At 73.6% G+C, this 23,740-nt stretch carries 17 protein-coding genes and 1 pseudogene; 7 read left to right on the top strand and 11 right to left on the bottom strand.

What is annotated here, in order from left to right:
* The first annotated feature begins 60 nt into the window (after positions 1-60).
* The gene (locus AB0I72_RS06755) at positions 61-723 is read left to right on the top strand and encodes a phosphoribosyltransferase (protein ID WP_358563819.1); all 663 of its coding nucleotides are present in this window, start codon (positions 61-63) and stop codon (positions 721-723) included.
* 47 nt (positions 724-770) lie between these two features.
* On the opposite strand, the gene AB0I72_RS06750 is transcribed toward AB0I72_RS06755, so the two are convergent.
* On the bottom strand, positions 771-1,661 hold the full coding sequence (locus tag AB0I72_RS06750; RefSeq protein ID WP_358563817.1) for an NAD(P)-binding domain-containing protein: 891 nt from the start codon (positions 1,659-1,661) through the stop codon (positions 771-773).
* 144 nt (positions 1,662-1,805) lie between these two features.
* Between AB0I72_RS06750 and AB0I72_RS06745 the strand changes: the two genes are divergently transcribed.
* The 4 genes from AB0I72_RS06745 to xylB all read left to right on the top strand — a co-directional run bounded on the left by AB0I72_RS06745 (position 1,806) and on the right by xylB (position 5,262).
* Entirely contained in the window at positions 1,806-2,363 is a 558-nt protein-coding gene (locus AB0I72_RS06745) for a hypothetical protein (protein ID WP_358563815.1), read from the top strand.
* Between the two features lie 109 nt (positions 2,364-2,472).
* On the top strand, positions 2,473-2,805 hold the full coding sequence (locus AB0I72_RS06740) for a hypothetical protein (RefSeq protein WP_358563813.1): 333 nt from the start codon (positions 2,473-2,475) through the stop codon (positions 2,803-2,805).
* A 213-nt stretch (positions 2,806-3,018) separates the two neighbouring features.
* Positions 3,019-3,771, top strand: a complete 753-nt coding sequence (locus tag AB0I72_RS06735; RefSeq protein WP_358563811.1) for a hypothetical protein — start codon at positions 3,019-3,021, stop codon at positions 3,769-3,771.
* 105 nt (positions 3,772-3,876) lie between these two features.
* Entirely contained in the window at positions 3,877-5,262 is a 1,386-nt protein-coding gene (gene xylB, locus AB0I72_RS06730; protein WP_358563809.1) for a xylulokinase, read from the top strand.
* Positions 5,263-5,290: 28 nt separating this feature from the next.
* On the opposite strand, the gene AB0I72_RS06725 is transcribed toward xylB, so the two are convergent.
* From AB0I72_RS06725 to ugpC, 9 genes are all read right to left on the bottom strand, one after another.
* The gene (locus tag AB0I72_RS06725) at positions 5,291-6,262 is read right to left on the bottom strand and encodes a bile acid:sodium symporter family protein (RefSeq protein ID WP_358563807.1); all 972 of its coding nucleotides are present in this window, start codon (positions 6,260-6,262) and stop codon (positions 5,291-5,293) included.
* Positions 6,263-6,416: 154 nt separating this feature from the next.
* On the bottom strand, positions 6,417-8,369 hold the full coding sequence (locus AB0I72_RS06720) for a protein kinase (RefSeq protein ID WP_358563805.1): 1,953 nt from the start codon (positions 8,367-8,369) through the stop codon (positions 6,417-6,419).
* Between the two features lie 297 nt (positions 8,370-8,666).
* Positions 8,667-12,857 (bottom strand): TIGR02680 family protein, encoded by a 4,191-nt coding sequence (locus AB0I72_RS06715; RefSeq protein ID WP_358563803.1) that lies wholly within the window; start codon positions 12,855-12,857, stop codon positions 8,667-8,669.
* Positions 12,854-14,344, bottom strand: coding sequence for a DUF2398 family protein (locus AB0I72_RS06710; protein ID WP_358563801.1), 1,491 nt, complete (start codon positions 14,342-14,344; stop codon positions 12,854-12,856). Before AB0I72_RS06710 ends, AB0I72_RS06715 begins: the two co-directional genes overlap by 4 nt.
* Complete coding sequence (locus AB0I72_RS06705; RefSeq protein WP_358563799.1) at positions 14,344-15,858, bottom strand: TIGR02677 family protein; 1,515 nt, start codon at positions 15,856-15,858, stop codon at positions 14,344-14,346. Before AB0I72_RS06705 ends, AB0I72_RS06710 begins: the two co-directional genes overlap by 1 nt.
* Positions 15,859-16,037: 179 nt before the next feature.
* Positions 16,038-16,949, bottom strand: coding sequence for a carbohydrate ABC transporter permease (locus tag AB0I72_RS06700; RefSeq protein ID WP_358563797.1), 912 nt, complete (start codon positions 16,947-16,949; stop codon positions 16,038-16,040).
* A complete protein-coding gene (locus tag AB0I72_RS06695; protein WP_358563795.1) occupies positions 16,946-18,337 on the bottom strand; it encodes an ABC transporter permease subunit in 1,392 nt (463 codons plus the stop codon). Before AB0I72_RS06695 ends, AB0I72_RS06700 begins: the two co-directional genes overlap by 4 nt.
* A 25-nt stretch (positions 18,338-18,362) precedes the next feature.
* The gene (locus AB0I72_RS06690) at positions 18,363-19,691 is read right to left on the bottom strand and encodes an extracellular solute-binding protein (RefSeq protein ID WP_358563793.1); all 1,329 of its coding nucleotides are present in this window, start codon (positions 19,689-19,691) and stop codon (positions 18,363-18,365) included.
* A gap of 12 nt (positions 19,692-19,703) precedes the next feature.
* Positions 19,704-20,900, bottom strand: coding sequence for a sn-glycerol-3-phosphate ABC transporter ATP-binding protein UgpC (ugpC, locus tag AB0I72_RS06685; RefSeq protein ID WP_358563791.1), 1,197 nt, complete (start codon positions 20,898-20,900; stop codon positions 19,704-19,706).
* A 258-nt stretch (positions 20,901-21,158) separates the two neighbouring features.
* Between ugpC and AB0I72_RS06680 the strand changes: the two genes are divergently transcribed.
* On the top strand, positions 21,159-21,854 hold the full coding sequence (locus AB0I72_RS06680) for a response regulator transcription factor (RefSeq protein WP_358563789.1): 696 nt from the start codon (positions 21,159-21,161) through the stop codon (positions 21,852-21,854).
* The gene (locus AB0I72_RS06675) at positions 21,851-23,179 is read left to right on the top strand and encodes a HAMP domain-containing sensor histidine kinase (protein WP_358563787.1); all 1,329 of its coding nucleotides are present in this window, start codon (positions 21,851-21,853) and stop codon (positions 23,177-23,179) included. Before AB0I72_RS06680 ends, AB0I72_RS06675 begins: the two co-directional genes overlap by 4 nt.
* Positions 23,180-23,199: 20 nt before the next feature.
* Here AB0I72_RS06675 and AB0I72_RS06670 read toward each other — a convergent pair.
* Positions 23,200-23,436, bottom strand: a pseudogene (locus AB0I72_RS06670) (crosslink repair DNA glycosylase YcaQ family protein); the annotation flags it as partial.
* Positions 23,437-23,740 lie beyond the last annotated feature (304 nt).

Genomic DNA, 23,740 nt, shown 5'->3' with positions numbered 1-23,740 from the left:
CGCCACGCACGGGGCTCGCTGGGAGAGAACGCGAGCGAGAACTCCCGGACAGAGGAAGCGATGACGGTGTTCCACGATCGCGTCGACGCCGGACGGCGCCTGGCCGAGCGGCTGCGAGAGCGGCTGGACGCCCCCGGCGACGAGGACGTCGTCGTGCTGGGGTTGCCGCGCGGCGGCGTGCCCGTCGCCTACGAGGTGGCCCGTCGACTGCACGCTCCACTGGACGTGATCGTGATCCGCAAGCTGGGCGTTCCCCATCAGCCCGAACTGGCCATGGGGGCGGTCGGCGAGGGCGGCGTGCGGGTCGTCAACGACCGGATCGTCCGCATCGCGGGCGTCAGCGACTCGGCGCTGGAGTCGGTGCGACGACGTGAACAGGCCGAACTGGACGAGCGGGTGGAACGGTTCCGCGGCGGCCGGTCCCGCGTGCCGGTGACCGGCCGCACGGTCGTCGTCGTCGACGACGGGGTGGCCACCGGCGCGACAGCGCGGGCCGCGTGCCAGGTGGCCCGCGCCCAGGGCGCCGACCAGGTGATACTCGCGGTGCCCGTCGGCTCCCCCGACTCGATCGCTGGACTGCGCCGGGTCGCCGACGAGGTCGTGTGCCTCCAGGAGCCGGAGTTCTTCCAGGCCGTCGGCGAGTGGTACGAGGAGTTCTCCCAGACACCGGACCACGAGGTGGTCGAGCTTCTGGAGCGCGCCGCCCGGACCGATCCGGGTTGATCCGATCGCCCCGGTGGGAAACGGTCCGGGCGAGCAGGTCACCCGCCTCAGGCCCGAACGGCCTCCCCTCGTCCCGCCCGGAACGTCTCGACCACCCGGGACAGGCTCTCCTCGCCGTGGCCGTCCTCGACCTGCCGGTCGAGCCGGGCCAGCAGCGGGGCGAGCAGGTCGTCGGGGACCCCGCGCGCCCGTCCGCTGTCCAGGATCGAGGCCAGCCCGGCCCGGTTGATGTTCACGTTGGACGTCTCGGTCGCGTACTCCCGATCATCCGCCTCCCTGGCGAAGAGCGGCAGCACCGCCGCCACCCCGGTCAACCACGGGACCAGCAACTCGGTGACCTCGGCGGCCGTGATCCCGGAGGCCTCGGCCAGGGCCAGGGACTGGAAGAACCCCGAGAACATCCCGTACATCCCCGCGAGCACCGCCACGTCGTAGGCCGACGCCAGCTCCGGCCCCGCACCGGCGTAGCGGACGGCGCCCAGCGGCTCCACCGCCGCGCGGTACCGCTCGAAGGCGTCCCCGTCTCCGCTGATCTGGGTGAACGCCTCCGGGGTGCCCAGCGTCTGCGGCACGGCGAGCACCGCTCCCGCCAGGAAGGCGGCCCCCCGTCCGGTGACCCACGACGCCAGCTCCCCCGCCTGCTCGGGAGTGCCCGACGACAGGTTCAGGACGGTGCGTCCCTCCAGCTCGGCCGCCGCGCCGCCCAGCACCTCCCGAACCGCACGGTGGTCCAGCAGGACGGTCACGACGAGTTCGGAGGCGGCCACGGCGGTCCCGGGGTCGGCGGCCACGGCCGCGCCCCTCTCGCGCAGCCGCTCGGCTCGACCGGGTGAGCGGTTCCACACGGTGACGGTGTGCCCCGCGTCGAGGAAGCGCTCGGCCACGGCCCGGCCCAGGTTGCCCAGGCCGAGAACGCTGATGGTGGGAAGGGTGTTCATGCGATGCTCCGGTGTGGGGGCGGCCGTCGGATCGGCCGCGGGGACACCGGGAACTCTGCACGCCCCCGCTCCCGGAATCCTTCGGATCCGCTCCAGATCCGCTCAGGACGGCGGCACGCGCGGACCCGAGGCTAGGGTCGTGGCATGAGCGCGCTCGAATTCCAACTGGTCCTGCTGCGCAGGATGGCCGACTTCCAGCCGGAGCTGGTCGAGGAGGCGGTGAGCAGGCTCGGCGCCACGACCAGCGCGATGCGTGAGGCCAACCGGCGTTGGCAGGCCATGGTGCGGGGCGGGCGCGGATCCGGCGGTCCGGTCCGCCGGTTCAGCGCGGTGCTCGGTCCCGCCCCGTCCCAACGCGACATCACCGTGGGAGGCATGACGTGCACGGCCTACCAGTGGCCGGTGTCGCTCTGGCCGGACCTGCGCTTCGAGGTGGTCACCGCACCCGGCGGCGCCCTGGTCCAGGAGTGGCTCGTGCGCGACCCCGGGGCGCCGGCGCCCCCGCTGCACGGCGTCGACGACCTCCGGCCGTGGTCGTTCGTCATCGACGACGTCGCCCGGGCTCTCCCGTCGACGCCCTTGGAGGGCACCGCCCCGTCGCGTTGGCGACTGCTGCTCACCGACTCCGCCGGTGACCGTCACCTCGCCGACTTCACCTGGGGCCTGTTGCAGGAGGTCACACCGGTCACGCCCGCCGACTGACGTGCCGACCGCGCGTCGGGGACACCGTCGGCCCTGGGTACGGATACTCACGACAACGCCGCCGTCGCACCGGAACATGGGGCCACACCACCTCTTCTCGGGAGCGCCCATGAACGCCCACCCCCTCATCCGCCTGACCTTCGCCAACCCCGCCTCGGTGGTCTACCTCGCCCTCGTCGGCGGCTCCGCCGCGGTCGCCACGGCCGTCACGGTGTTCAGCGCGGACCCCGGGTTCGTCTGGGTGTGGCCCGCCCTGTTCACCTTCCCCGCCTTCATGGCCGTGCCGGTCGTCGAGGACGCGGTCTGGGGGGCGGACGCGCCCGCCTGGTTCTTCCTCGGCGGGATCGTCGTCTGCGCCCTGGTCCAGTCCTTCCTCCTCGGGTCGCTCCTGGAGGGTCTGCGCCGCCTGTACCGCGGGCTCACCCGCGCCGACCGGGACTGATCCGACGCGCGCCCTCCGGGCGGACCCTCGTCGGCGGCGGCGGGGATGAGGAACCGGGCCGTGGCCGCCCGCGTCTGCCCGGGACCGGCCGCCGGGGAGCGACGGTCGCGGGCACCTGTACCGGGGCGGATCCTTCGTCGTAGGGTGGAGGAGAGCCGTCTGTGCCCGGGCCGCGCGGGCGCCGGGCCGGTTCTCGAACCGGAGGTGGGCAGCATGTCCACGCTCACGCACAACTGGTTCCGGGCGGCCGCCATGGCCGTCGCCCCGGTGGTCTTCCTGGCCGTCTTCCTGTACCACCCGTACCTGGCGGGCGCCGCTCCGGGCCCGGACGTGGTGGCACAGGCGGTGGAGGCCGATCCCACCCGGTGGGCCGCGGCGAACCTGGCGACGATCGGGGCCCTGGCGCTGTTCGTCCTGGCCTTCCAGGGGCTGCGCGGCCTCCTGAGGGACGCGGGCGAGGAGCTGTGGAGCTTCTTCGCGTTCCCGTTGGTGATCGTGAGCGGCGTCCTCGTCGCCGCGATGGCGGGGATGCGGCTGACCGTCGCGGCGGCGGCGCAGACGGGTGCCGGCACCCCGGCCCTGGTGGAGGCCATGCAGCCGTGGTCCCTGACGCTGCTGGTGGGCGGCTCCGTCGCCTTCCTGTTGGGGTCTTTGGCGTTCGCCGCGGGCACCTTCCGCGCCGGGATCATGGGCAGGACGATGACGATCGTGGTGACGGTCGCGCTGGTGGTGATGGGCCTGGCCGCGGAGCTTCCGTTCTTCGCCGCCTTCTACGTGATCGCCGTCGCCGGGATCGTGGCGTTCTGGCCGGTGGCGTGGACGACCGTTCGGGCCGGGACGGCGGCGGACACCGAGTCCGAGACGGAGGAGGGTGAGACGCCCACCGCCCCGCGGCCCCGGGCCGCCCAGGAGCACAGGGGCGCGTTCCGCAGCCTGGGGCGGCGCCGTCCGCACGCGCACCACTGACGTCGGCCGGGGCGCGGAACCGGGGACGGCGCCGCGCTGCCCGCGTTCGCCATCGAGCACGGGCTCGACGACGTCGCACCCCACCCCCTCACCGCCGGAGCGCACATGGCCCTGGTCGCCGGAATCGACAGTTCGACGCAGTCCTGCAAGGTCGTGGTCTGCGACGCCGACAGCGGTGCGGTGGTGCGTGAGGCGCGCGCACCGCACCCCGACGGAACCGAGATCCACCCCCGTGCGTGGTGGTCGGCGCTGACCGACGCCACGTCCGGCCTGCTCGACGGCGTGGCGGCGGTGGCCGTGGCCGGGCAGCAGCACGGCATGGTGACCGTGGACGGCGAGGGCGAGGTCGTGCGCCCCGCCCTGTTGTGGAACGACCCGCGCTCCGCGGAGGCCGCCGACGACCTGGTGGCCGAACTCGGCGGTTCGCGGGCGTGGGCGGACGCGGTCGGCAGCGTCCCCGTGGCCAGCTTCACCGTCACCAAGCTGCGCTGGTTGGCCGAGCACGAACCCGAGGCCGCCGCGCGCGTGGCCGGGGTGATGCTCCCGCACGACTGGCTCACCTGGCGGCTGACGGGCGGCGGGGGCGAACCGACCACCGACCGCGGTGACGCGTCGGGCACCGGCTACTGGTCGCCGTCGGAGGGCCGCTACCGCACCGACCTGCTCGCACGGGCGTTCGGGCGCGAGGTCGCCGTGCCCCGGGTGGCGTCCCCCCGGGAGACCGTCGGGCACACGCCCTCGGGTGCTCTCGTCGCCCCGGGCACCGGTGACAACATGGGTGCGGCCCTGGGGCTGGGGCTGCGGACGGGCGACGCCGCGCTGTCCCTGGGCACCAGCGGAACCGTGTTCGCGGTCAACGACGAGGCCACGCACGACCGCACCGGCGCGGTGTCCGGATTCGCCGACGCCACCGGTCGGTTCCTCCCGTTGGCCTGCACCCTCAACGCCGCGCGCGTGCTCACGGCCACCGCCGCGATGCTGGGAGTGGACCTGGCCGGGCTGGACGCGCTGGCCATGGCCGCCGAGCCGGGCGCGGGAGGCGTGGTCCTGCTGCCCTACCTGGACGGAGAGCGCACTCCGGTGCTGCCGGAGGCGGCCGGTTCGCTGCACGGCCTGCGTCGGTCCACCATGCGGCCGGAGAACGTCGCGCGCGCGGCGGTGGAGGGCATGCTGTGCGGGCTGGCCGACGGGCTGACCGCGCTGACCGACACCGGTGTTCCGGTGCGCCGGGTGCTGCTGCTGGGCGGAGGCGCCCGATCGGCCGCCGTGCGGGCGATCGCGCCGACGATCCTGGGCGCGCCGGTGGTCGTGCCCCGCGCCGCGGAGTACGTGGCCGTCGGCGCGGCGCGACAGGCGGCGTGGGCCCTGACCGAAGGCGACCGGCCCCCGGAGTGGGACACCGCCGAGGCCGGTCCGGAGGTGGAGCCCGCGCTGGTGCCGCGGGTGCGGGAGCGGTACACGGCCGTCCGCAGGGCCGTCCACGGGATGTGAGCGCGGCGCCGTCGCTCGGGCACGCCACTCACCCGCCCTCGGTGACGTCCGCCTCCGATCGGGTGGCCGTGTCCTCCGGTGGGCGGCGGGCCCACCACGTGGCCATGGCCGCGCCGGACATGTTGTGCCACACGGAGAACAGCGCTCCCGGCAGTGCGGCCAACGGCGCGAAGTGCGCGGTGGCCAGGGCGGCGGCCAGACCCGAGTTCTGCATGCCGACCTCGACGCCGACCGCGCGGCGACCGCTCTCCGACACGCCGCCGATCCGGCCGGCCAGGTAACCCAGGCCCAGCCCCAGGGCGTTGTGCAGCACCACGGCCAGCGCGACCAGCGGGCCCGTGCCCAGGACGGTGTCCGCGTTGGCGCCCACCACCCCGGCGACCACGACCACGATCCCGGTGACCGACACCAGCGGCAGCGCCGGAAGGGCGGCGGTGACCGCCCGGTCCGCGAACCGGCGCAGCACCAGTCCCGCCAGGATCGGCAGCAGCACCATCTTCAGGATCGACAGGAAGAGGGCGCCCGCGTCGACGGGCAGCGTCGACCCGGCCAGCCCCAGCACGATCAGCGGTGTGAGCACCGGGGCCAGCAGCGTCGACACCGAGGTCATCGCGACCGACAGCGCCACGTCGCCGCGCGCAAGGTAGACGATGACATTGGACGCGGTGCCTCCCGGAGAGGCTCCGACCAGGACCATGCCCACCACGAGCAGCGGCGGCAGGTCGAGCAGGTGGGCGATCCCGAAGCCGAGCAGGGGCATCACCGTGTACTGGGCGAGCACGCCCAGGGCCACCGCCTTGGGGTGCCGGGCGACGACCGCGAAGTCGACCGGGCGCAGGGTGAGGCCCATCCCGAACATGATGACGCCGAGGAGAAGGGGGATGTGGGGTGTGACGGCCGAGGTCGCGTCGGGCGCGAGGAGTCCGAGGGCCCCTCCGGCCAGGACCAGGACGGCGAACCAGCGGCCGACGGCGTCGGCGGCGCGTGAGATGACGGACATGAGGTGACTTTCCCGTGGGGTGCCCCGGGGCGGCGGGTACCGGTCCCCGGGCGGTTGCCGCCCCGAGGGGTCGACACCGCATCGGCCAGCGTAGACCCCGGGGCCGCCCGGCCCGGCGGGCGGGCTCGCCTCATCCGTCGTCGGCGCGGGCGACTCACAGGTACCTCCAGCAGACCGTGTAGGCGTGAGCCGCGAACTCGTTGCTCCGCCACGTGCTCCAACCGTCGTTGCCGCAGAAGCCCGCGGCACCGTACTCACCCGTCAGTCCGGTCACGTAGACGTTCGCGCGATCGCACGCGGAGAACTCGAAGTCCCTGTCCGTCTCGCTGCCGGTCATCCACAGGCAGTCGTTCACCGAGGCGTAGCCGATGTCACTCGGGTAGGTCATCGACAGGCACAGCACGACATCCAGGTAGTCCTCGGAGGTGGTGAACGAGAAGGCATGGTTGTAGTAGGTCGACTCCGTGCACCGGTCCATGTCATCCTCGCGCGGAATGCGCTCCAGGACCTGGAACACCCCTGTCCCGCAGTCGACGATGTTCCACGGCGAGGAGTCGTCCTCCGGGCCGAAGACGCACTCCCCCGGCTCTGCGTGGTAGGCCTCCCCGAACGAGTGGACGTAGCTCAGACAGAGCACCATCTCGTTGGCCGCCGAGGAGACGCTGGTGGTGACTCGGTCCACATCGTCGCACCGGTCCAGGTCGGTGGTGCGGTGGAAGACGTCGACCACCTCGAACGTCCCGCTGCCGCACAACGGCGCCGGTTCGAGATCCGGGACGATCGCGCTGCCGTAGTCGTGGAAGCAGTCGCCGACACCGGCGTCGGCGATCGGATCGGGCTCGGGTTCGGGCTCTTCCGTCCCGAGACCGCTTCCGCCTCCGATGGCGCCGGGGAAATCCGTGTCGTCGGTGACAGGGGTGGTGACACTCACGTCCTCGCTGGAGCTGGAAGCCTCCCTGTCGGCGTCATCGGCCAAGGCGGTGAATCCGACGGCGGCAAGCAGCACGGCGGCGGCCACGCCGGCCGGGACTTTCAGCGTCGTCAACACATTGCCGAAGGGCCCGACCGGAACCTCGATCTCCATGTCGGCGGGTTCCTGTGGCGTCTTCTCCTGCCCGGCGGGCTCCCGAGGCCCCGACTCCTGAGACGCCTCATCGCCCAGGTCGAAGACCACCCGCTTGTCAGACGCACGGACGGTGGCGGTGTGTCCGCGCTCGCGGACCAGGGCGGACACCTCGCTCCGCTGTCGCCGGTCCAGGTCACGCACGCCCTGAGGCCACAGGTCGTCGCCGCGCGGAACCTCTCCGAGGAGTTCCGACAGGGCCCGCGCGGTGGGGCGTCCCTCGGGGTCCGTCCGTAGACAGGGCTCGATGATCCCGCGCAGCCGGGCCGGAATCGCACCGAGGTCAGGGGCGGCGGCCACCACCTTGCTCATGGTCTGGAAGGGGGTGTCGGTGTCGAAGGGGTTCGTACCGGTGTACGCGGTGATCAGGGTGGTGCCCAGGGAGAAGATGTCGCTCTTCGGCGTCAGCTCGGCGCCGGTGATCTGTTCGGGCGACATGTAGGAGGGCGCTCCGATCATCGCGCCGGTCGCGGTGAGCGTGATGTCTCCGCGGGTCCCCGGGGCTCGGGCGATACCGAAGTCGATCAGTCGCACCCCGTCCTCGGTCAACAGAACGTTGGACGGTTTGATGTCCCGGTGGAGCACCTCGATTCCATGGATCTGTGCGAGTGCGGCCGCCAGGCCCCTCGCCAGGTACAGCGTGGCGCGCTCGTCGAGGGGGCCGTGGGAGTCCAGAACCTCGGCCAGGGTGGGGCCGTAGAAGAACTCCGACGCCAGCCACGGCTGCCGGGCGTCCTCGTCGGCGTCCACCACGGCCGCGGTGTAGGGTCCTGACGCGGCTTCCCGCGAGGTCAGGACCTCGCGACGGAACCGGTAGCGAAACTCCTCGTCACGCAACAGGTGCGGAAGCACCAACTTGAGAGCGACCAGTTCCCCGTTCTCTCCGGCGGCGAGCAGGACGCGGCCCATGCCTCCTTCTCCCAGCTCGGCGATCAGTCGGTAGCCGCCGATTTCTCTGGGATCGTTCGCACCTAGCAGTTCCATGGGGCGGTCTCCAAGTCCGAGGCTGTCGGGGGTTCTCACAGCCGCTGTGACCAGCGATTCCGGTAGGAGGAGGGCTCCGTGTGCGGCCGGAGGACAGGTTGCGGGACCACCACGGGGTTCAGACCAACGGCGATGAGGGCCATTCCGCGAATGTAACCGGACCGCCACTCCGCCCGTCGAAAGTTGGCCGAATGAGGCCATACCGGCGAGGGGTGGGTCGCGGAAGGCGCGTAGAGCGCGAGATCCCGCGCGGCGCCGGTGAGCCTCCCTACCGGGGCTCCCGGAAGCGGTCGAGGTTCACCCGGCCTCCGCCAGGAGGGTCCCCGCCGTGGACTGGGGCACGAACCGGCTGGGCGTGATCCCCAGGAGTTCGGCGGCCAGCTCCTCGTTGCCGGAGAACCCGGCGTCGGCGTCGACCGTCTGCTCCCCGTCCCACAGCATGAGCAGCGCCGAGACCGTGTGCGCCCCCTTGTCGTGGTGCATGTCGTAGTGGGCGGCCATGGGCACGGTGTCGTAGTGCACCCACAGGTCGTGCCCGGTCATGAACATGTCCAGGTCGAAGGTGACGGTCAGGCCCATGAGCTCGGGCTTGTAGCGGTCGTCGATCCCCGCGAACGCCTCGTCCAGGGCGACCACGCGCGGACAGGTCGGGGCGGCCGAGGAGTACAGCGCGTTGGCCGCGGCGAACAGCGGCAGGTGGATCGCCGCGGACTTCTCGCCGCCCGACATCTGCTCGTGCTTGTTGCGGGTGAGCCGCACCTCCTCCTGGCCCGGGACGGCCAGGCGCAGCTCGAACCGGTACCAGGCGCGGTAGTCCAGGACGGCGGCCAGGACCTGCTTGTAGCTGGCGCGCGGGTGGGCGGCGTGGTGGTCGCGGATCATGTCGCGCAGCACCGCGCGCAGTTCGGCCAGGCCCGAGGGCCCGAGCCCCGCCTCGTCGCGCTTGACCAGCTGGGTGGCCAGCCGCTGCCGGTCGGTGAGGGACTCGTCGCGCACCCACCGGATGCCGATGCGCGTACCGGAGGACATGGGGCGGGCGCGGGTGTCGCGGTCCATGTCGCGGACCAGGTCGCGGGCGTCGCGGACGCGTTCGTGGATCTGCTGGGCGATGCCGCCGAGCAGTTCGTCCTCCAGGACCCGGTGCTCCTCCTCCTGGAGGAGCGCGCCCTGCTCCTCGACCCGGTCGGCGATGGTGCGCGCGAAGGCGGAGACGGGGCTGCGGCCGCCCTCGTCGTTGACGAACACGGTGATGATGCCGGTGGATCCGACCTCGTGGTCGACCCGGTAGCCCTCGGCGTCCCCGCCCAGGGTCTCCTGGAAGGCCCGCAGCGCGTTCGACATGCGGGTGGCGGCGGCCTTGATCTCGCTCTCGCCGACCGCCGGGGTGGCGCCGACGGTCTCGGTGAACGCCTCCAGCAGGGCGCCCACCCCGTCGGGGAGGGCGTCGCGGACGGTCCCGGCCGTTCCGGCGAGGATCCGCCCGGCCATCTCCTCCGGGGCGGGCCAGGTGCTCCGGTCGGGCCAGGCGGTGGTGGGCTCGACCCCCATGACGGCGCGCACGGCGGGCTGGGTGAACTCGGCGAGGGACTCCACGGCCTCGTGGAGGGCGCCCAGGGCGAGGGTGAGGGCGCCCCGGCCCTCGTCGCGGCGGGTCTCGGACCGGATCGCGTGGTCGTGCTCGGTCTGCGCGGTCCTCCTGGCGGCGTCCCTGTCGCGGGCGAGCGCGTCGCGCTCGGAGCGCAGCGCGTCGAGGCGGGCGAGGATCTCCCTGACGGGGGCGTCGATGGCCGACTCCATCGCGGTCAGCGCGGCGGCCTCCTCCTCGTGCGCGGCGCGCAGCCCGGCCAGTTCCTCCCGTTCCGACTCCAACGCGGTGGTGAGCCGCTCCACGGTCTCGTGGCGCCCGGCGAGGTCGCGCTCGTACTCGGCGGCGTCGGTGCGCGCGGTGTGCAGGGCGTCCGCCGTGGTGAGGAAGTCGGCCAGGGCGGCGGACACGGCGTCGGTCCCGGCGCGGTCGGCGGGCATCGCGCGTTCGGCGGCCACGGCGCGCACCCGGCGGCGGTGGGCGTCGACCTCGGCGACGGCCGTGTCGAGGTCCCGGCGCGCCCGGTCGGCGGCGGTGCGGGCGGAGGCCAGCAGGGTGGAGTGGTGTTCGACGGCGCGGACGGCCCGGGCCACGGGCGTGGGGTCGGGCAGGTCGCCCCGGGCGCGGCCGTGGTCCTTGAGCCGTTCGCGGGCCTGGGCGAGCCGGTCGCGCAGGTCCGCGTGGTGCTCGGTGAGTTCGGCGATGCGCGCGTCGCGGGCGGCGAGGCGTTCGCGGCGGCGGTGGGCGCGGTTGGTGGCGCCGATGTACTCGGCCGCGGCCTTGGGGTGGGCGCCGACGAGCACGCCCAGTCCGAACCGGGCGCGGGTGTCCACGCCCCCGGTCGTGGTGGCGGCCTCGCCGGGGTCGCGGTGCAGCGGGACGGAGCGCAGGACGCGGGTGATGGTCGCGGCGGGGACGTGGGCCTGGTCCTCGGGGACCAGGACGTCGGCGAGGGTGGGCCCGGGGTGCGGCGCGGACGGCAGCAGGTAGGCGTCGGAGTCGCGGTCGTCGAGGGCGGTGCGGGTGAGGGCCGGGTCGGGGTGGACCCAGGCGGTGAGCAGCCCGGCGGCGTGCAGGGCGCCCTCGATCGCCGCGGCGTGCTCCTCCGGCAGGTCGTCGGCGAAGCGGACGAGCCGCCACAGGGGCGCGCCCTGACGGCCGCCGCGCGGCGCGGTGCGCAGCGGGTCGGCGGGCGGCGCGTCGTCGCGTTCGGCGGCGATGTCGTCGCGCTCGCGGCGCAGGCGGTCGAGTTCCCGCCCGGTCTCGGCCTCGCGGGCCGCCAGGCCGTGCACCCGCGCGGCGATCTCCAGCTGCGCGTCGTGGACGTGCTCGTTGAAGACCTCGACCAGGGTGGGGGCGCCGGGTTCGCCGAGGCGGGCGAGGGCGTCCAGGAGGGCGTCGCGGCCGGTGTCGTCGACCAGGTCCCAGCGTTCGTGCCAGGCGCGCACGGCCTCGGCCGCACCCGAGCGGAGTGCGGCGAGTTCGTCGTCCGCGCGGGCGCAGTCCTCCTCGCGTCCGGCGAGCTCGTCGGCGGCACGGGCGCTGTCGGACTCGGCGCGGCGGCGGGCGACCTCGGCGGTGTCGAGCGCGTCCAGCCGCTCGGTGACCGCGCGCACGTCGCCCCCGCGGGCGGCGGCGCGGGCGCGGACGGTGGTGGGCAGGTCCTCCCCGGTGTCGACCCCGCCCTCGGCGTCGTGGTGGATCCCGGCGCGGTCGGCGGCGTCGGCGAGGTCGGTGGTCAGGCGGCGCGCCGTGGCGCGGTCCCGCTCGATGCGCTCGGCGACCCGCGCGGCCTCGGTGCGCAGGTGGGCGATCTCCTGGGCCTGGCCGTCGAGCCGGGCGCCCTGCCCGGCCAGCCGTCGGCCCTCGTCGTCGTGGCGCTGGCACCGCTCGCGGAGGCGGTCGTGGTCGCGCAGTCTCTCGTCGGCCTCCAGGCCCGCGATCTCGGCGGACCTCTCGCCGACGCGGCCGGTGAGCTCCTCCTCGCGGGCGCGGGCGGCGTCGCGTTCCCGGGTGGCCCGCCGGTGCTCGGCGGCGGCCTCGGTGACGGTGCGGCCGTGCGCGGTGGCCTGGTCGGCGGCGGCGGTGACCCTGGCCAGCCGGTGGCGGGCGTTGGTGGTGAGGTAGTCGGCGTACTCGGCCAGGAAGGCCCGGACGGCCTCGTCGGCGGCGGTGGCGTTGTCGAAGCGGATCTGGACGGCGGCGAGGTTGGCGAAGTCGCGGGCGGCCTGGTCGACGAGGTTCTCGTCCAGGGGGCTGAGTCCGCTGGCCAGGGTGGCGGAGACCTTCTCGGGGTCCAGGTCCTTGGCCAGGAGGGGGCGGCGCAGGGCGAGGAGCAGGTCGAGCAGCTGGACGTAGCGCTCGCCGAGGCCGAACAGCCGCGCGTCGACGGCCCGCCGGTAGTCGGCGGCGCTGGCGTGGTGGGCGGTCTCGCCGAGGGCGGCCTTGAGCTGCTTCTCGGTGAGGGGACGGCCGTCGGTGGCGAGCAGTCCGAAGTCGACGCCGAGGCGCTGGTCGGTGACGAAGAAGGAGGGGGTGACGCCGTCGCGGTGCTTGTGGGCGCGCAGGCCGATGACGAGCGTGACCGTCTCCGGGGCGCCGCCCTCACGGGGCCGCGCGAACTCCATCCACACGTACCCGTACTCGGACTCCTGCCCGCGGTAGAGCAGGTTGGACTTCATCGTCCGGTTCTGGCCGCTGAACGGGTCGAGCCGGCGGGCGTCGGTGTGGCCGTCCAGGATGAAGGGGAAGAGCACCTCCAGCGCCTTGGTCTTGCCCGAGCCGTTGTGCCCGCGCAGGATGAGGCGGCCGTCGGCGAAGGCGAACTCCTCGTCGACGTAGTCCCAGACGTTGATCACACCGGCGCGGCTCGGCCGGAAGCGGTCGCTCCTTCGGGTGGTCATCGGGTTCCTTCGGTCTCGTACGGAGCGGGGTCGGGGGCGGCGTCGGCCTCGGGCGCGGAGGCCTCGGCGGTCTCGGCGGTCTCGGTCTCGGCGGCGGGGGCGTCCGCGCGGGAGTCCTCGGTGAGGGGGCCGAGCGGGAGCAGGCCGGTGTCCTCCCGTTCGGGCAGGGCGCCCTGGATGTTGCGGTAGCGCAGGGCGGCGGGCGCCACCAGGACGCCGCCGGGCACGGGGCGGACCAGCCGCAGGTCGGCGAGGAGCGCCAGGGCGGCGTCGAGGAGCCCCCGCGGGTCCTGCTGCCAGGCGTTGGTGAAGGAGGCGGCGCCGAACTCGTCGAACAGGTCCGCGACCATGGCCTCCAGCCGCCCGCGTTCGACCAGGGGCATCCGGGCGCTCTCCCCCGGCGGGGCCTCGGCGGCGGGGGCGTCGCCGCTTCCGGTCCAGGCGAGTTCGCCGACGACGCCGTGGCGGGGCAGGCCCGCGTCGACGAGCCGGACGAGGTCGGCGTGCTCCCGGGCGCAGGACGGGACGTCCAGGTGGGCCAGGGCCGCCCAGGACTCCTCGAAGAGCGTGGCGATCTGCGCCAGGAGGAGCCCGGCCGCGCGGGTGACCGCGCCGCCGCGTCCGGGGAAGGACCGGTCGGTGAAGTTCCCGGCGGGGTCGGCGAGCAGGACGCCCTCGGCGCGGCGCTCCACCTTCAGGCCGGTCACGCGCGCGACCTCCTCGGCCACGCCCCTGCCGCGCAGCGCGGCGGCCACCTCGGGTTCGAGGTCGGCGTAGTACACCGCCGGGTGCTCCACGAGCAGGCGTCGGGCGCGCTGGGCGGCGCGCTCCCGGTTCTGCCCGCCGGGGGCGTCGCTGAGCAGTCCGGTGACGCTGCCCAGGTGCTGGACGGGGCGGGCGGGGCGGAAGAGGATCTCGCAGATCTCGTGGTCGATGTCGAAGAGCGCGTCGGCCTGGTCGTGGCCGCGCGCCCACGCCTCCAGCGAGCCGTCGGACAGGTGGAGGGCGCCGCGGTCCAGCAGCCAGTGGGCGGCGTCGACGAGGGCGGCCTTGTGCGCGGAGTCGGTGGGGTCGTAGCCGAGCCCCTCGATCGCGTTGGCCGAGGGGGTGAACTGGCGGACCAGGTCCCCGAGGCTGATCTCGATCTGCGAGCGCTGGAAGGCGGCCAGCAGCAGGCACAGGTAGGCGAGCCTGCGGCGGTCGAACGGGCGCCCCTTACGGGAGAAGACCTGGCGCTGGGTGGGGTCGAGCTCGTCCAGTTCGCGGACGAGCCGCACGTGCGCGGTGGTCGCGATGAGCGTGTACCCGAACAGGGAGCGCAGGTCCTCGGCCATCTGGTCGGCCCAGCGCAGCACCTGGTCGAGCACCCCGGGGCGCGGCCGGGCGGCGGTGATGAGGTCGTGGGTCAGGACCCGGCGCACGGCCTGCTGGTAGGTGCCCAGCTCGGTGGGGTCGACGGTGCGCGCGGGGCCGCGGCGGCGGGCCATCACGTCCCCTTCATGGCGAGTTCGAGGCGGAGTCCGGGCAGGTGGATGCTGCCCTGGGTGGTGCGGACGGTGCTGCCGCGGTCGCTGGGCACCAGGCGGACGACGGTGCCGCCGTCGGAGGCGGTGGCCGACCGCAGGCGTCCGGCGACCACGCCGCGCGACTCCAGCGCCCGGGTGACCAGGCGCAGCAGCACGCGGGTGTCGGTCTCGTCGAGGACGCGGTCGTGGGCCCCGTCGGCCGCGAGCCGCCGCGCGGCCAGGCGTTCGGCCGCGCGGTCCTCGGATTGGCGGCGGCGCAGTTCGGAGCGGGCGCCGGGGTTGCGGCGGACGGGTTTGGGCACCCCCGCGCTCGGCGCCCGGTCGCTGCGGAAGAGGGTGACCGACACCTCGACGCCGGGGGCGTCCCACCAGGTGGTGGTGGGCGCGATCTGTTCGTCGTCGTCGTGCGCGGCGCCCAGGTGGCGGGCGGAACGGACGTTGAAGGCCGCGCCCATCAGGGCGTGGGCGGCACCCTCGTCGGGGGTGTTGAACACCCACTCGGCGAGGTGGCGCAGTTGGGTGGAGCGGTTCACGCCGCCGCGCTGGGCCTCGGTGATCTGCCGGAGCAGGGCGATGACGCCCGAGACCGCCGACCGGGTGGCGGCGCCGAGTTCGGCGGCGCGGGTGGGCGCCGTGCCGTCGGAGGCGAACCAGGCGCGGACGGCCGTCCAGCGGCGGCGCCAGTCCACGAGGCGGTCGTCGCGCGCCATGAACACGCGTTCGTCGGCCTCGGCCGCGCGGGACAGGAGGGTGGCCAGGCCGGTGGCCTCGACCTCGTGCACGGCGCGGTCCAGGCGCGGCAGGTAGCGGTCCAGTTCGGCCATGAAGTCCGACATGTGGACGAGCAGGGCGTTCTTGTAGCGCAGGAAGGTGTCCGGGGAGGCCTCGGTGGAGCGCAGGATCTCGCCGAGGGTGACGTGGAAGCGCGCCGAGCGTCGGCCCATGTCCTCCATGACCGCGTCCACCCGCGACAGCCGCCGGTAGACGTCCTCGACCTGGCCGGTGCGGTTGGCCTCGGCGAGGGAGCGCAGGTCGGCGAGCACGTCGGAGAAGACCAGGCGGGAGAGGTTGACGTCCTCCACCCGGGCGCCGAGCACGTTCTCCACCGCCTGGTAGACCCGGTAGCCGAGTTCGCTGAACTGGTAGACCGACTGGCGGTTGCGGTAGCTGGCCAGGTTGCCCGCGCGGGAGGCGTCGTCGAGGCGGTGCACGACCCCGTCGGCGGACAGCTCGTCCAGCCGGTGGCGCAGGCCGCGCTCGGGCACGGTCACGTCGGGGTGGACGCCGGCGAGCTCGCGCAGGGCGGCGGCGACGTCCTCGGCGCCGACCTGCACCTGGTGGACCTCGCGCAGCCGGTCCATGGCCCGCAGGATCCACAGGTAGGTGATGTGGTCGTCGCGCCGGGTGAAGTTGAACAGCTGGAAGCGGTCGCTGACCGCGAGCGCGTCCAGATCCAGCGCCGTGCGCTCAGCCACCCGTCATCCCCGTTCCACCCGCCCGTCCGGCCGCGGCCCCCACCGCGACCCGTCCCCCTGGACCGCGGACGGGCCCCGGCCATTATCGCAGCGCCGCGTGACCGCTGGTTCCGCGTCGCGGATCACACGCGGCGGGCGCCCGGCCGGGACCCCGACCGGGCGCCGCGCGCCGACGGCCCCTACTTGGTGGAACCCGCGAAGACCCCCTGGACGAAGTAGCGCTGGAAGGCGAAGAACACCAGCAGCGGGACGAGCATGGACAGGAAGGCGCCGGAGGCGAGGATGTCGACGTTGGTGCCGAACTGGCGCAGCTGGGAGCGCAGGGCCACGGTCAGGGGCGCCGACTCGGGGCTGGTGAACACCAGGGCGACCAGCATGTCGTTCCACACCCACAGGAACTGGAACACCGCGAGCGAGGCCAGCGCCGGGCGCGCGACCGGCAGGACGACCCTGCGGAAGATGCGCCACTCGCTCGCGCCGTCCATGCGCGCCGCCTCCAGCAGGTCCCGGGGGATGCCCACGAAGAAGTTGCGCAGCAGGAACACCGCGAACGGGAGGCCGAACGCGACGTGGAACAGGATGACCCCGGTGATGGAGCCGAACACGCCCATCGCCCCGTACAGCTGGGAGACGGGGATCAGCGCCGCCTGGATGGGCAGGACGAGCAGCCCGACGACGGCGACCATGATCCAGTCCCGTCCGGGGAAGTCCATCCACACCAGCGCGTAGGCGGCCAGCGCCCCGATGCCGACGACCAGGACCGTCGAGGGCACCGAGATGTAGACGGTGTTGAGGAACGCCTGGGTGATCGCCTCGTTGCCGATCAGGGCGCGGTAGTTGTCCAGCGTCAACTCGGTGGGCCGCAACAGGGCCGTCCACCACCCGCTGTTGGTGTTGTCCGCCTCCGAGCGCAGCGACACGAGCATCAGGCCCACGACGGGGACCATCCAGAACAGGGCCACCAGGACGAGGATCACCTGGAGGGTTCCCGATCCGAGCCGGCCCACGAACCGGGAGACCGCGCCGCGCCGGGGCGTCCCTGAGACCGACACCTCGACGACGGAGGGTGACGTGGTGGTCGTGGTGCTCACGGGCGCTCCCGTCGGAATCGTCGGATGTTGAAGTACACGATCGGCAGGACCAGGACCAGCAGGAGGACCACGAGGGCGCTGCCGAGCCCCTGGTCGCCCCCGGCCCCGAAGGAGACCTGCCACATCTGGAGAGCGATCACGCTGGCGTCCGCCTGCACCGAACCGGGGGCGATGACGAAGACCAGGTCGAAGATCTTCAGCACGTTGATCACCAGGGTCACGAACACCACCAGCAGGAGCGGGCCGAGCAGGGGGACGGTGACCTTGCGGAAGACCTGCCACTCGGTGGCGCCGTCCACCCGCGCCGCCTCCAGGGCGTCCCGGGGGATGGCGGCCAGTCCGGCGGCGATGAAGGTGATGGCGAATCCGGTCATGATCCACACCCACGAGGAGATGATCACGGGCGTGACCAGGGTCGGGCCCAGCCAGGTGAGACCGCGGAAGGGCTCGGTGAAGTTGCTCGCGGCGAGGTGGATCGCGTACTCGCCCTCGTCCAGCCCGCTCAGGGTGAACCGGCCGTCGTCCCCGGTGGTGGCGCGCGCGACCACCGCGCCGTCGCGGACCGCCTCGACGGCCACCCGCGGCATGCCGTTCTCCCCGTCGTCGATCCCGCCGGCCTCGCCGCCGAGGGCGGCGTCCAACCACACGACCCCCTGGATCTGGCCGGCGGCGCCCTCCGGAAGGGTCGGGGCGGCGGCCTGTTCGGGCAGTTCCGTGGGGCGCACGCCGACCATCGGCAGGGCGACGCCGTCCCCCGGGGCGTGGGTCGCGACCGTGGTGAACCCGCCCAGGACGGTGTCGTCGGTCGCGACCTCCTCCCGCGGGCGCGCCCCGGGGTACTCCGAGGGCGCGGCGAACACGTCGTGGACGGTCACCACGGCCGCGTTGACGACCCCGCGGTCGGGGTCCTCGTCGTAGACCAGCCGGAAGATGACGCCGGAGGCGAACAGGGAGATCGCCATCGGCATGAAGAGCAGCACGCGGAACGCCGTCGCCCACCGGATGCGTTCGGTGAGCACCGCGAGGATCAGCCCCAGGCCGGTGACCAGCGCGGGCGCGACCAGCACCCAGATCCCGGTGTTGCGGATCGCGGTGAGGGTGCGGTCGTCGGTGAACATGCGCGCGTAGTTGTCCAGCCCGACGAACCGCGTCCCCGAGCCGTCGAAGAGGCTGCGCGCCACCGAGTACGCGGCCGGGTAGGCGAGGAAGACGGCGAGCAGGAGCAGGGCGGGCAGGAGGAAGAGGGTCGCCGGGCCGAACAGGCGGCGCGGCCAGGGCACGCGGCCGTCGTCGGGTGCGGGCGCGGAGGGTACGGGCGCGGTGGGCGGGGGCGCGCCCCCGCCGGTGTCGGTCGCACCGGCGGGGGGCGTCTGGTCAGCCGTGGTCATCTGCGGTCTCTCTCGGTGCCGGGCGTCACTCGCCGTGGGCCTGGGCGGCCTCGGCCTCCAGGCGCTCCATCGTTCCCCCGACGTCCGAGGGGTCGGCCAGGAAGTCCTGGAGGGTCTGCCACATGCCGTCGCCGACGGTCGCGCCGAAGGCGGCGGGCTGGAGGTCGGACAGGTCGAAGCGGACGCTGTCGCCCGCGGTCACGATCTGCTCGGCGACCTGGCCGGTGAGCGGGTCGGCGTAGTCGTCGGCGGTCAGGTTGCGGTTGGGCGAGAGGAACCCGCCGAGGGCCGCCCACTCCGCCGCGGCCTCGGGGCTGGCGAGGAAGCGCAGCAGCTCCATGGTGGCCGCGTCGTCGGTCATCGCGACGGCCGCGTCACCGGCGACGACCACCGCGCCCTCGTCCCCCGCGACGTAGGGGAAGGAGAAGACCTGGGCGTCGTCGCCCACCGCGGCGTTGGTGCTGTCGGAGACGACGCCGCCGATGAAGTCGGCCCCCACGACCATCGCGGCCTCGGGGTCATCGCTGAACACGTTGACCACGGAGGTCGGGAAGTCGGTCTGCAGGGTGCCCTCGGTCCCGCCCGCGAGCAGCCGCTCCCGGCCCCAGACCTCGGCGAGGGTCTCCAGCGCGACCTCGACGCTGGGGTCGGTCCACGGGATCTCGTGCGCGGCGAGCTGGTCGTACATCTCCGGGCCCGCCGTCTGGAGGTAGACGTTCTCGAACCAGTCGGTGAGCACCCAGCCGTCGGCGCCGGCGACGGACAGCGGGTCGACGCCGACGTCGGACAGGTTCTCCGCCAGTGCGACGAAGTCCTCCCAGGTCTCGGGGGGCGTGGCGCCGGTCTCGGCGAAGAGGGGGTCGTTGTACCAGACCAGGGACTTGTTGGCGACCTTGAGGTAGACGCCGTAGGGGGTGCCGTCCACCGACCCGATGTCGGTCCAGGCCCCGGCCATGTTCTCGTCGAGGGCGGCGACGACGTCGTCGCTGAGCGGGGTGAGGGCCCCCTCCTCGGCGAAGTGCTCGATGAGACCGGCCTGCGGGATGAGCGCGACGTCCGGCGCGTCGCCGCCCTGGATCCGGGTCTGCAGGACGGTCTGGAGGTCGTCTCCGGCTCCGCTGTACTCGACGGTGGCGCCGGTCCGCTCCTCGAACAGGCTCAGGACCTGCTCGAAGGACTCCTGTTCGGCGCCCGCCCAGGGGCCGACGACCTCCAGGGCGGCGCCGCCCAGGTCGGCGCCGGTGTCCGTGCCGCCACCGCCGCCGCAGGCGGTGAGCGTCAGACCGAGGGCGAGCAGCGCGGCCGACGTGGTCGTGGGGCGGGCGAGGCGGGGTCGGGGAGTGTGCGTTGTCATAGGGGATGCTCCTCAGGAGTCGTAGATCGACGTGCCCGTGGTCGGGTCGAAGAACTGGAGCCGTTCGGTGTCGACGGCGACGGTGATGGTCTGGCCCTCGAAGACGTGGGTGCGGGGGCTGAACCGCCCGACCAGGACGACCCCGGTCTCCGGAGCGGTCGGGGCCTCGTCCGCGCCCGCGTCCCGGGCGAGTTCGCGGGTGTCCTCGGTGACGACGGGAGCGGCGTCCAGGGGGAAGTGCACGAGCACGTCCGATCCCATCGCCTCGACCAGGTCGGCGACCGAGGTGAGGGTGGCGTTCTCGGTGGCGCCGACGATCTCGGCGTCCTCCATGTCCTCGGGTCGGATGCCCAGGACGACGCTCCCGCCCTCGTAGTCGCGCAGGGCCGGACGCCGGTGCAGGAGGCCGTCGGGCAGGTCGAGGACCTGGCTGCCCACGCGGACGCGGAACCGGTCGTCCTCGCGGACGAGCTCCGCGCCGATGAGGTTCATGCCCGGCGACCCCACGAAACCGGCGACGAACAGGTTGCGGGGGTGGTCGTAGAGCTCCTGGGGCGGCCCCACCTGCTGGAGGACCCCGCGCTTCATCACGGCCACCCGGTCGCCGAGGGTCATGGCCTCGGTCTGGTCGTGGGTGACGTAGACGGTGGTGACGCCGAGGTCGCGCTGGATCCGCGCGATCTGGGCCCGCATCTGCACCCGGAGCTTGGCGTCCAGGTTGGACAGCGGCTCGTCCATGAGGAACGCGCGGGGCTTGCGGACGATGGCGCGCCCCATCGCCACGCGCTGGCGCTGGCCTCCGGACAGGTTGCCCGGCTTGCGGTCCAGGTGTTCCTCCAACTCCAGGACCCGCGCGACCTCGCGCACCCGCCGGTCGATCTCGCCCTTGGGGAGCTTGCGCAGCCGCAGCCCGAACGCGATGTTCTCGTAGATGTTCAGGTGCGGGTACAGGGCGTAGGACTGGAAGACCATGGCCACGTCGCGGTCGCGGGCGGGCACCGCGTTGACCACCTGCTCGCCGATGCGGATGGTGCCCTCGCTGATCCGCTCCAGGCCGGCGACCATCCGCAGCGCGGTGGTCTTGCCGCAGCCGGACGGGCCGACCAGCACCAGGAACTCACCGTCCTGGATGTCCAGTGAGAGGTCGTTGACGGCACGGGTTCCGTCCGTGTAGACCTTGCCCAGGCCGTCGATCACGATTTCTGCCACGACACCTCCGAGGGACGGGTGCGCGAACGCACCCCTCGACCAGTCCGGGGCCGGTACGCGTGGGACCTCCGCATCCTGTGACGCGGACCACTCACCGGCGATGTGCAACGACCGTAGTGTCGTGCGCCCTAAGGCAGCCTTAACGCAACGTCTCGTTCGACTTAAGGACGCCCGATACGCCCCTCACATCCGGTGTTCGTCCAGTTCGGAGGTGATCTGAGCCTCGTGTCGCAGTTTATGTTTGGTTAACGTGTTCGTATGGCAACGGTGTTACTGGTCGAGGACGACCAGATGGTGCGCGACGCCCTCGTACGGGCGTTGCGGGGCCAGGGACACGTCGTGCGTCCGGTCGGCACGGCGCTGGACGCTCTGCGGCAGACCGCGGAGCACGAACCGGACCTCGTCATCCTGGACCTCGGCCTGCCCGACCTCGACGGGGCCGCCGCGCTGCGCATGCTGCGCGGGCACAGCGACGTGCCGGTGATCGTGGCGACGGCGCGCGGCGACGAGCCGTCGATCGTGCGCCTGCTCAACGACGGTGCCGACGACTACGTGGTCAAGCCCTTCTCCAGCGCCCAGTTGGCGGCCCGGATGAACGCGCTGCTGCGCAGATCGTCACGGTCCCCGGTGGACTCGTCCGACCCGGGTGAACTGACCGTCGGGGAGTTGACCATCAGCCTCACCACGCGCCAGGCGGCGCTGGCCGGACGGCCCCTGGAGTTGTCCCGGCGCGAGTTCGACCTGCTGGCCTACCTCGCCGAACACGTCGGCCGGGTGGTGAGCCGCCGGGAACTGGTCGAGGCGGTCTGGCACGAACACCCCTTCGTGGGCCACGACCAGACCATCGACGTGCACATGTCCTGGCTGCGCCGCAAGCTCGGCGAGAGCGCGAACCGGCCCCGCTACCTGCGCACGGTGCGCGGCGTGGGACTCAAGCTGGTGGAACCCGAGTGAGGTCCCTGCTGGCGCGGGCCGTCACCCTGGCCACCGTCCTGGTGGCCGGGGCGATGGTCGCGGTGACCGCGGCCTGGGGCTGGAACGACGCCCGGGCCCGGACCGAGGCGCGGGTGCGCACCCAGTCCGACGTCGTGGCGGCGGTGGTCGCGGCCGGGGCGGACCCCGACGTGCTCCGCGCGGCGGTGGCCGCCACCGCGGCCGGGGAACGGGGCCACCTGGCGGTCCACCTGCCGGACGGGACGACGGTCGGGGCCAGTCACGCCCTGCCCGGGGACGCACGGGCGAGCGCGCGTGCCGGGGAGCCCGACGAGGTGCGGGTGGAGGGCGGCACCGCCCACCTGTTCCCGGCGCCCGCCCCGGCGGAGGGCGACGCGGTCGTCGAGGTGTACGTGCCCCGGGGCGAGGCGGTGGCGGAACTCGGCCGCACCGTGGCGGTCCTGGCCCTGGTGGCGGTGTTGTCGGTCGCGGGCGCGGTGGCCCTCGCCGACCGGCTCAGCCGCCCGGCCAGACTGGCCCTGGGCGCGTTGGCCGGAACGGCCGTCGCCATCGGTGAGGGGAGGCTGAACGCCCGCGTCCGCGTGCGCGGCCCGCGGGACCTGGTGGTGCTGGGGGAGTCGATCAACGCCATCGGCGACCGCGTCCAGGGGCTCCTGGAACGGGAACGCGAGATGGCCGCCGACGTCTCGCACCGGCTGCGCACCCCGTTGACCGCGCTGCGGCTGGACGCCGAGGCCCTGCGGGGAGCGGAGGGGGACCGGATCCGCGAGGCGGTCGGCACGCTGGAACAGGACGTGGACGACATCATCCGCAACGTGCGTCCGGCGGACGACGCGGGACCGCGTGAGTGCGATCTGGCGGAGGCGGTCCGCGACCGGATGGGGTTCTGGTCCCTGCTCGCCTCGGACCAGGGCCGCGAGGTGGAGGTGAGCCTTCCCGAGGCGCCCGCACGGGTCGGGTTGTCCCGCGAGGACTGCGCCGCGGTCCTGGACGCGTTGGTCGGCAACGTGTTCCGGTACACCCCGGCGGGCAGCCCGTTCGCGGTCACGGCGGTGTGCCACGCGGGGTGGGTGACGCTGATCGTGGAGGACGCGGGCCCCGGCTTCGCCGACCCGGTCAGGGCGCTGCGGCGCGGCACGAGCGGCGGCGGCTCGACCGGGCTCGGCCTGGACATCGTCCGGCACGCCGTGGAGACGACCGGCGGCACCATCCACCTGGAGCGCGGGAAGCTCGGCGGCGCGCGGGTACGGTCACGCTTCGCCGAACTGGGCGTGCCGCACGGTCAGGACCAGCCCCGGGCGTGGCGGTTGCGCCGTTCGGGGTGAGCGGCGGCCGGGGGCACGTCCAGGGTGGCGCGGACGAGTTCCCCGTCGGTGAGCAGCCGCCCGACCGCGTGCGGATCGAGCCCCTCGATCCGGCTCTGGAGACCGACGTACCAGGTGTGCGTGGTCTGGGCCTGGAGGCCGACCAGATGCGTGACGACCTCGGTGACGGGCAGGTCCACACGGCGCAGCAGGTACTGGCGGGCGAGCGTGGCGCGGTTGACCGCGCGCCGGGTCAGGATGGTGCCGGTCGTGGTCATCGGTGCCGCCTTCCGGACATCGGTGTGTGGCGGCACCCCATCCGCCGGTCCGGACCATCGACCCACACCCGACCCGCGACCCGCGCTCGGCCCGTGTCCGACACCCGGCCCGCACCCGACACCGCGCTCGGCCCGCGACCCGCACCCGGCCCACACCCGACTCGCGCCCGGCACCACGTCCGGTACCGGACACGGGCCGGGTGCGGGCCGGGCAGCTCACACGTGCTGGTCCAGGAGTTGGGCGCAGCGGATCAACCCCAGATGCGAGTACGCCTGCGGATGATTGCCCAACGCCCGCTCCGTG

The organism is Nocardiopsis sp. NPDC049922, assembly GCF_040660275.1.
In the GTDB taxonomy this organism is placed as follows: domain Bacteria; phylum Actinomycetota; class Actinomycetes; order Streptosporangiales; family Streptosporangiaceae; genus Nocardiopsis.
This window is presented reverse-complemented; position numbering and strand designations above follow the sequence as displayed.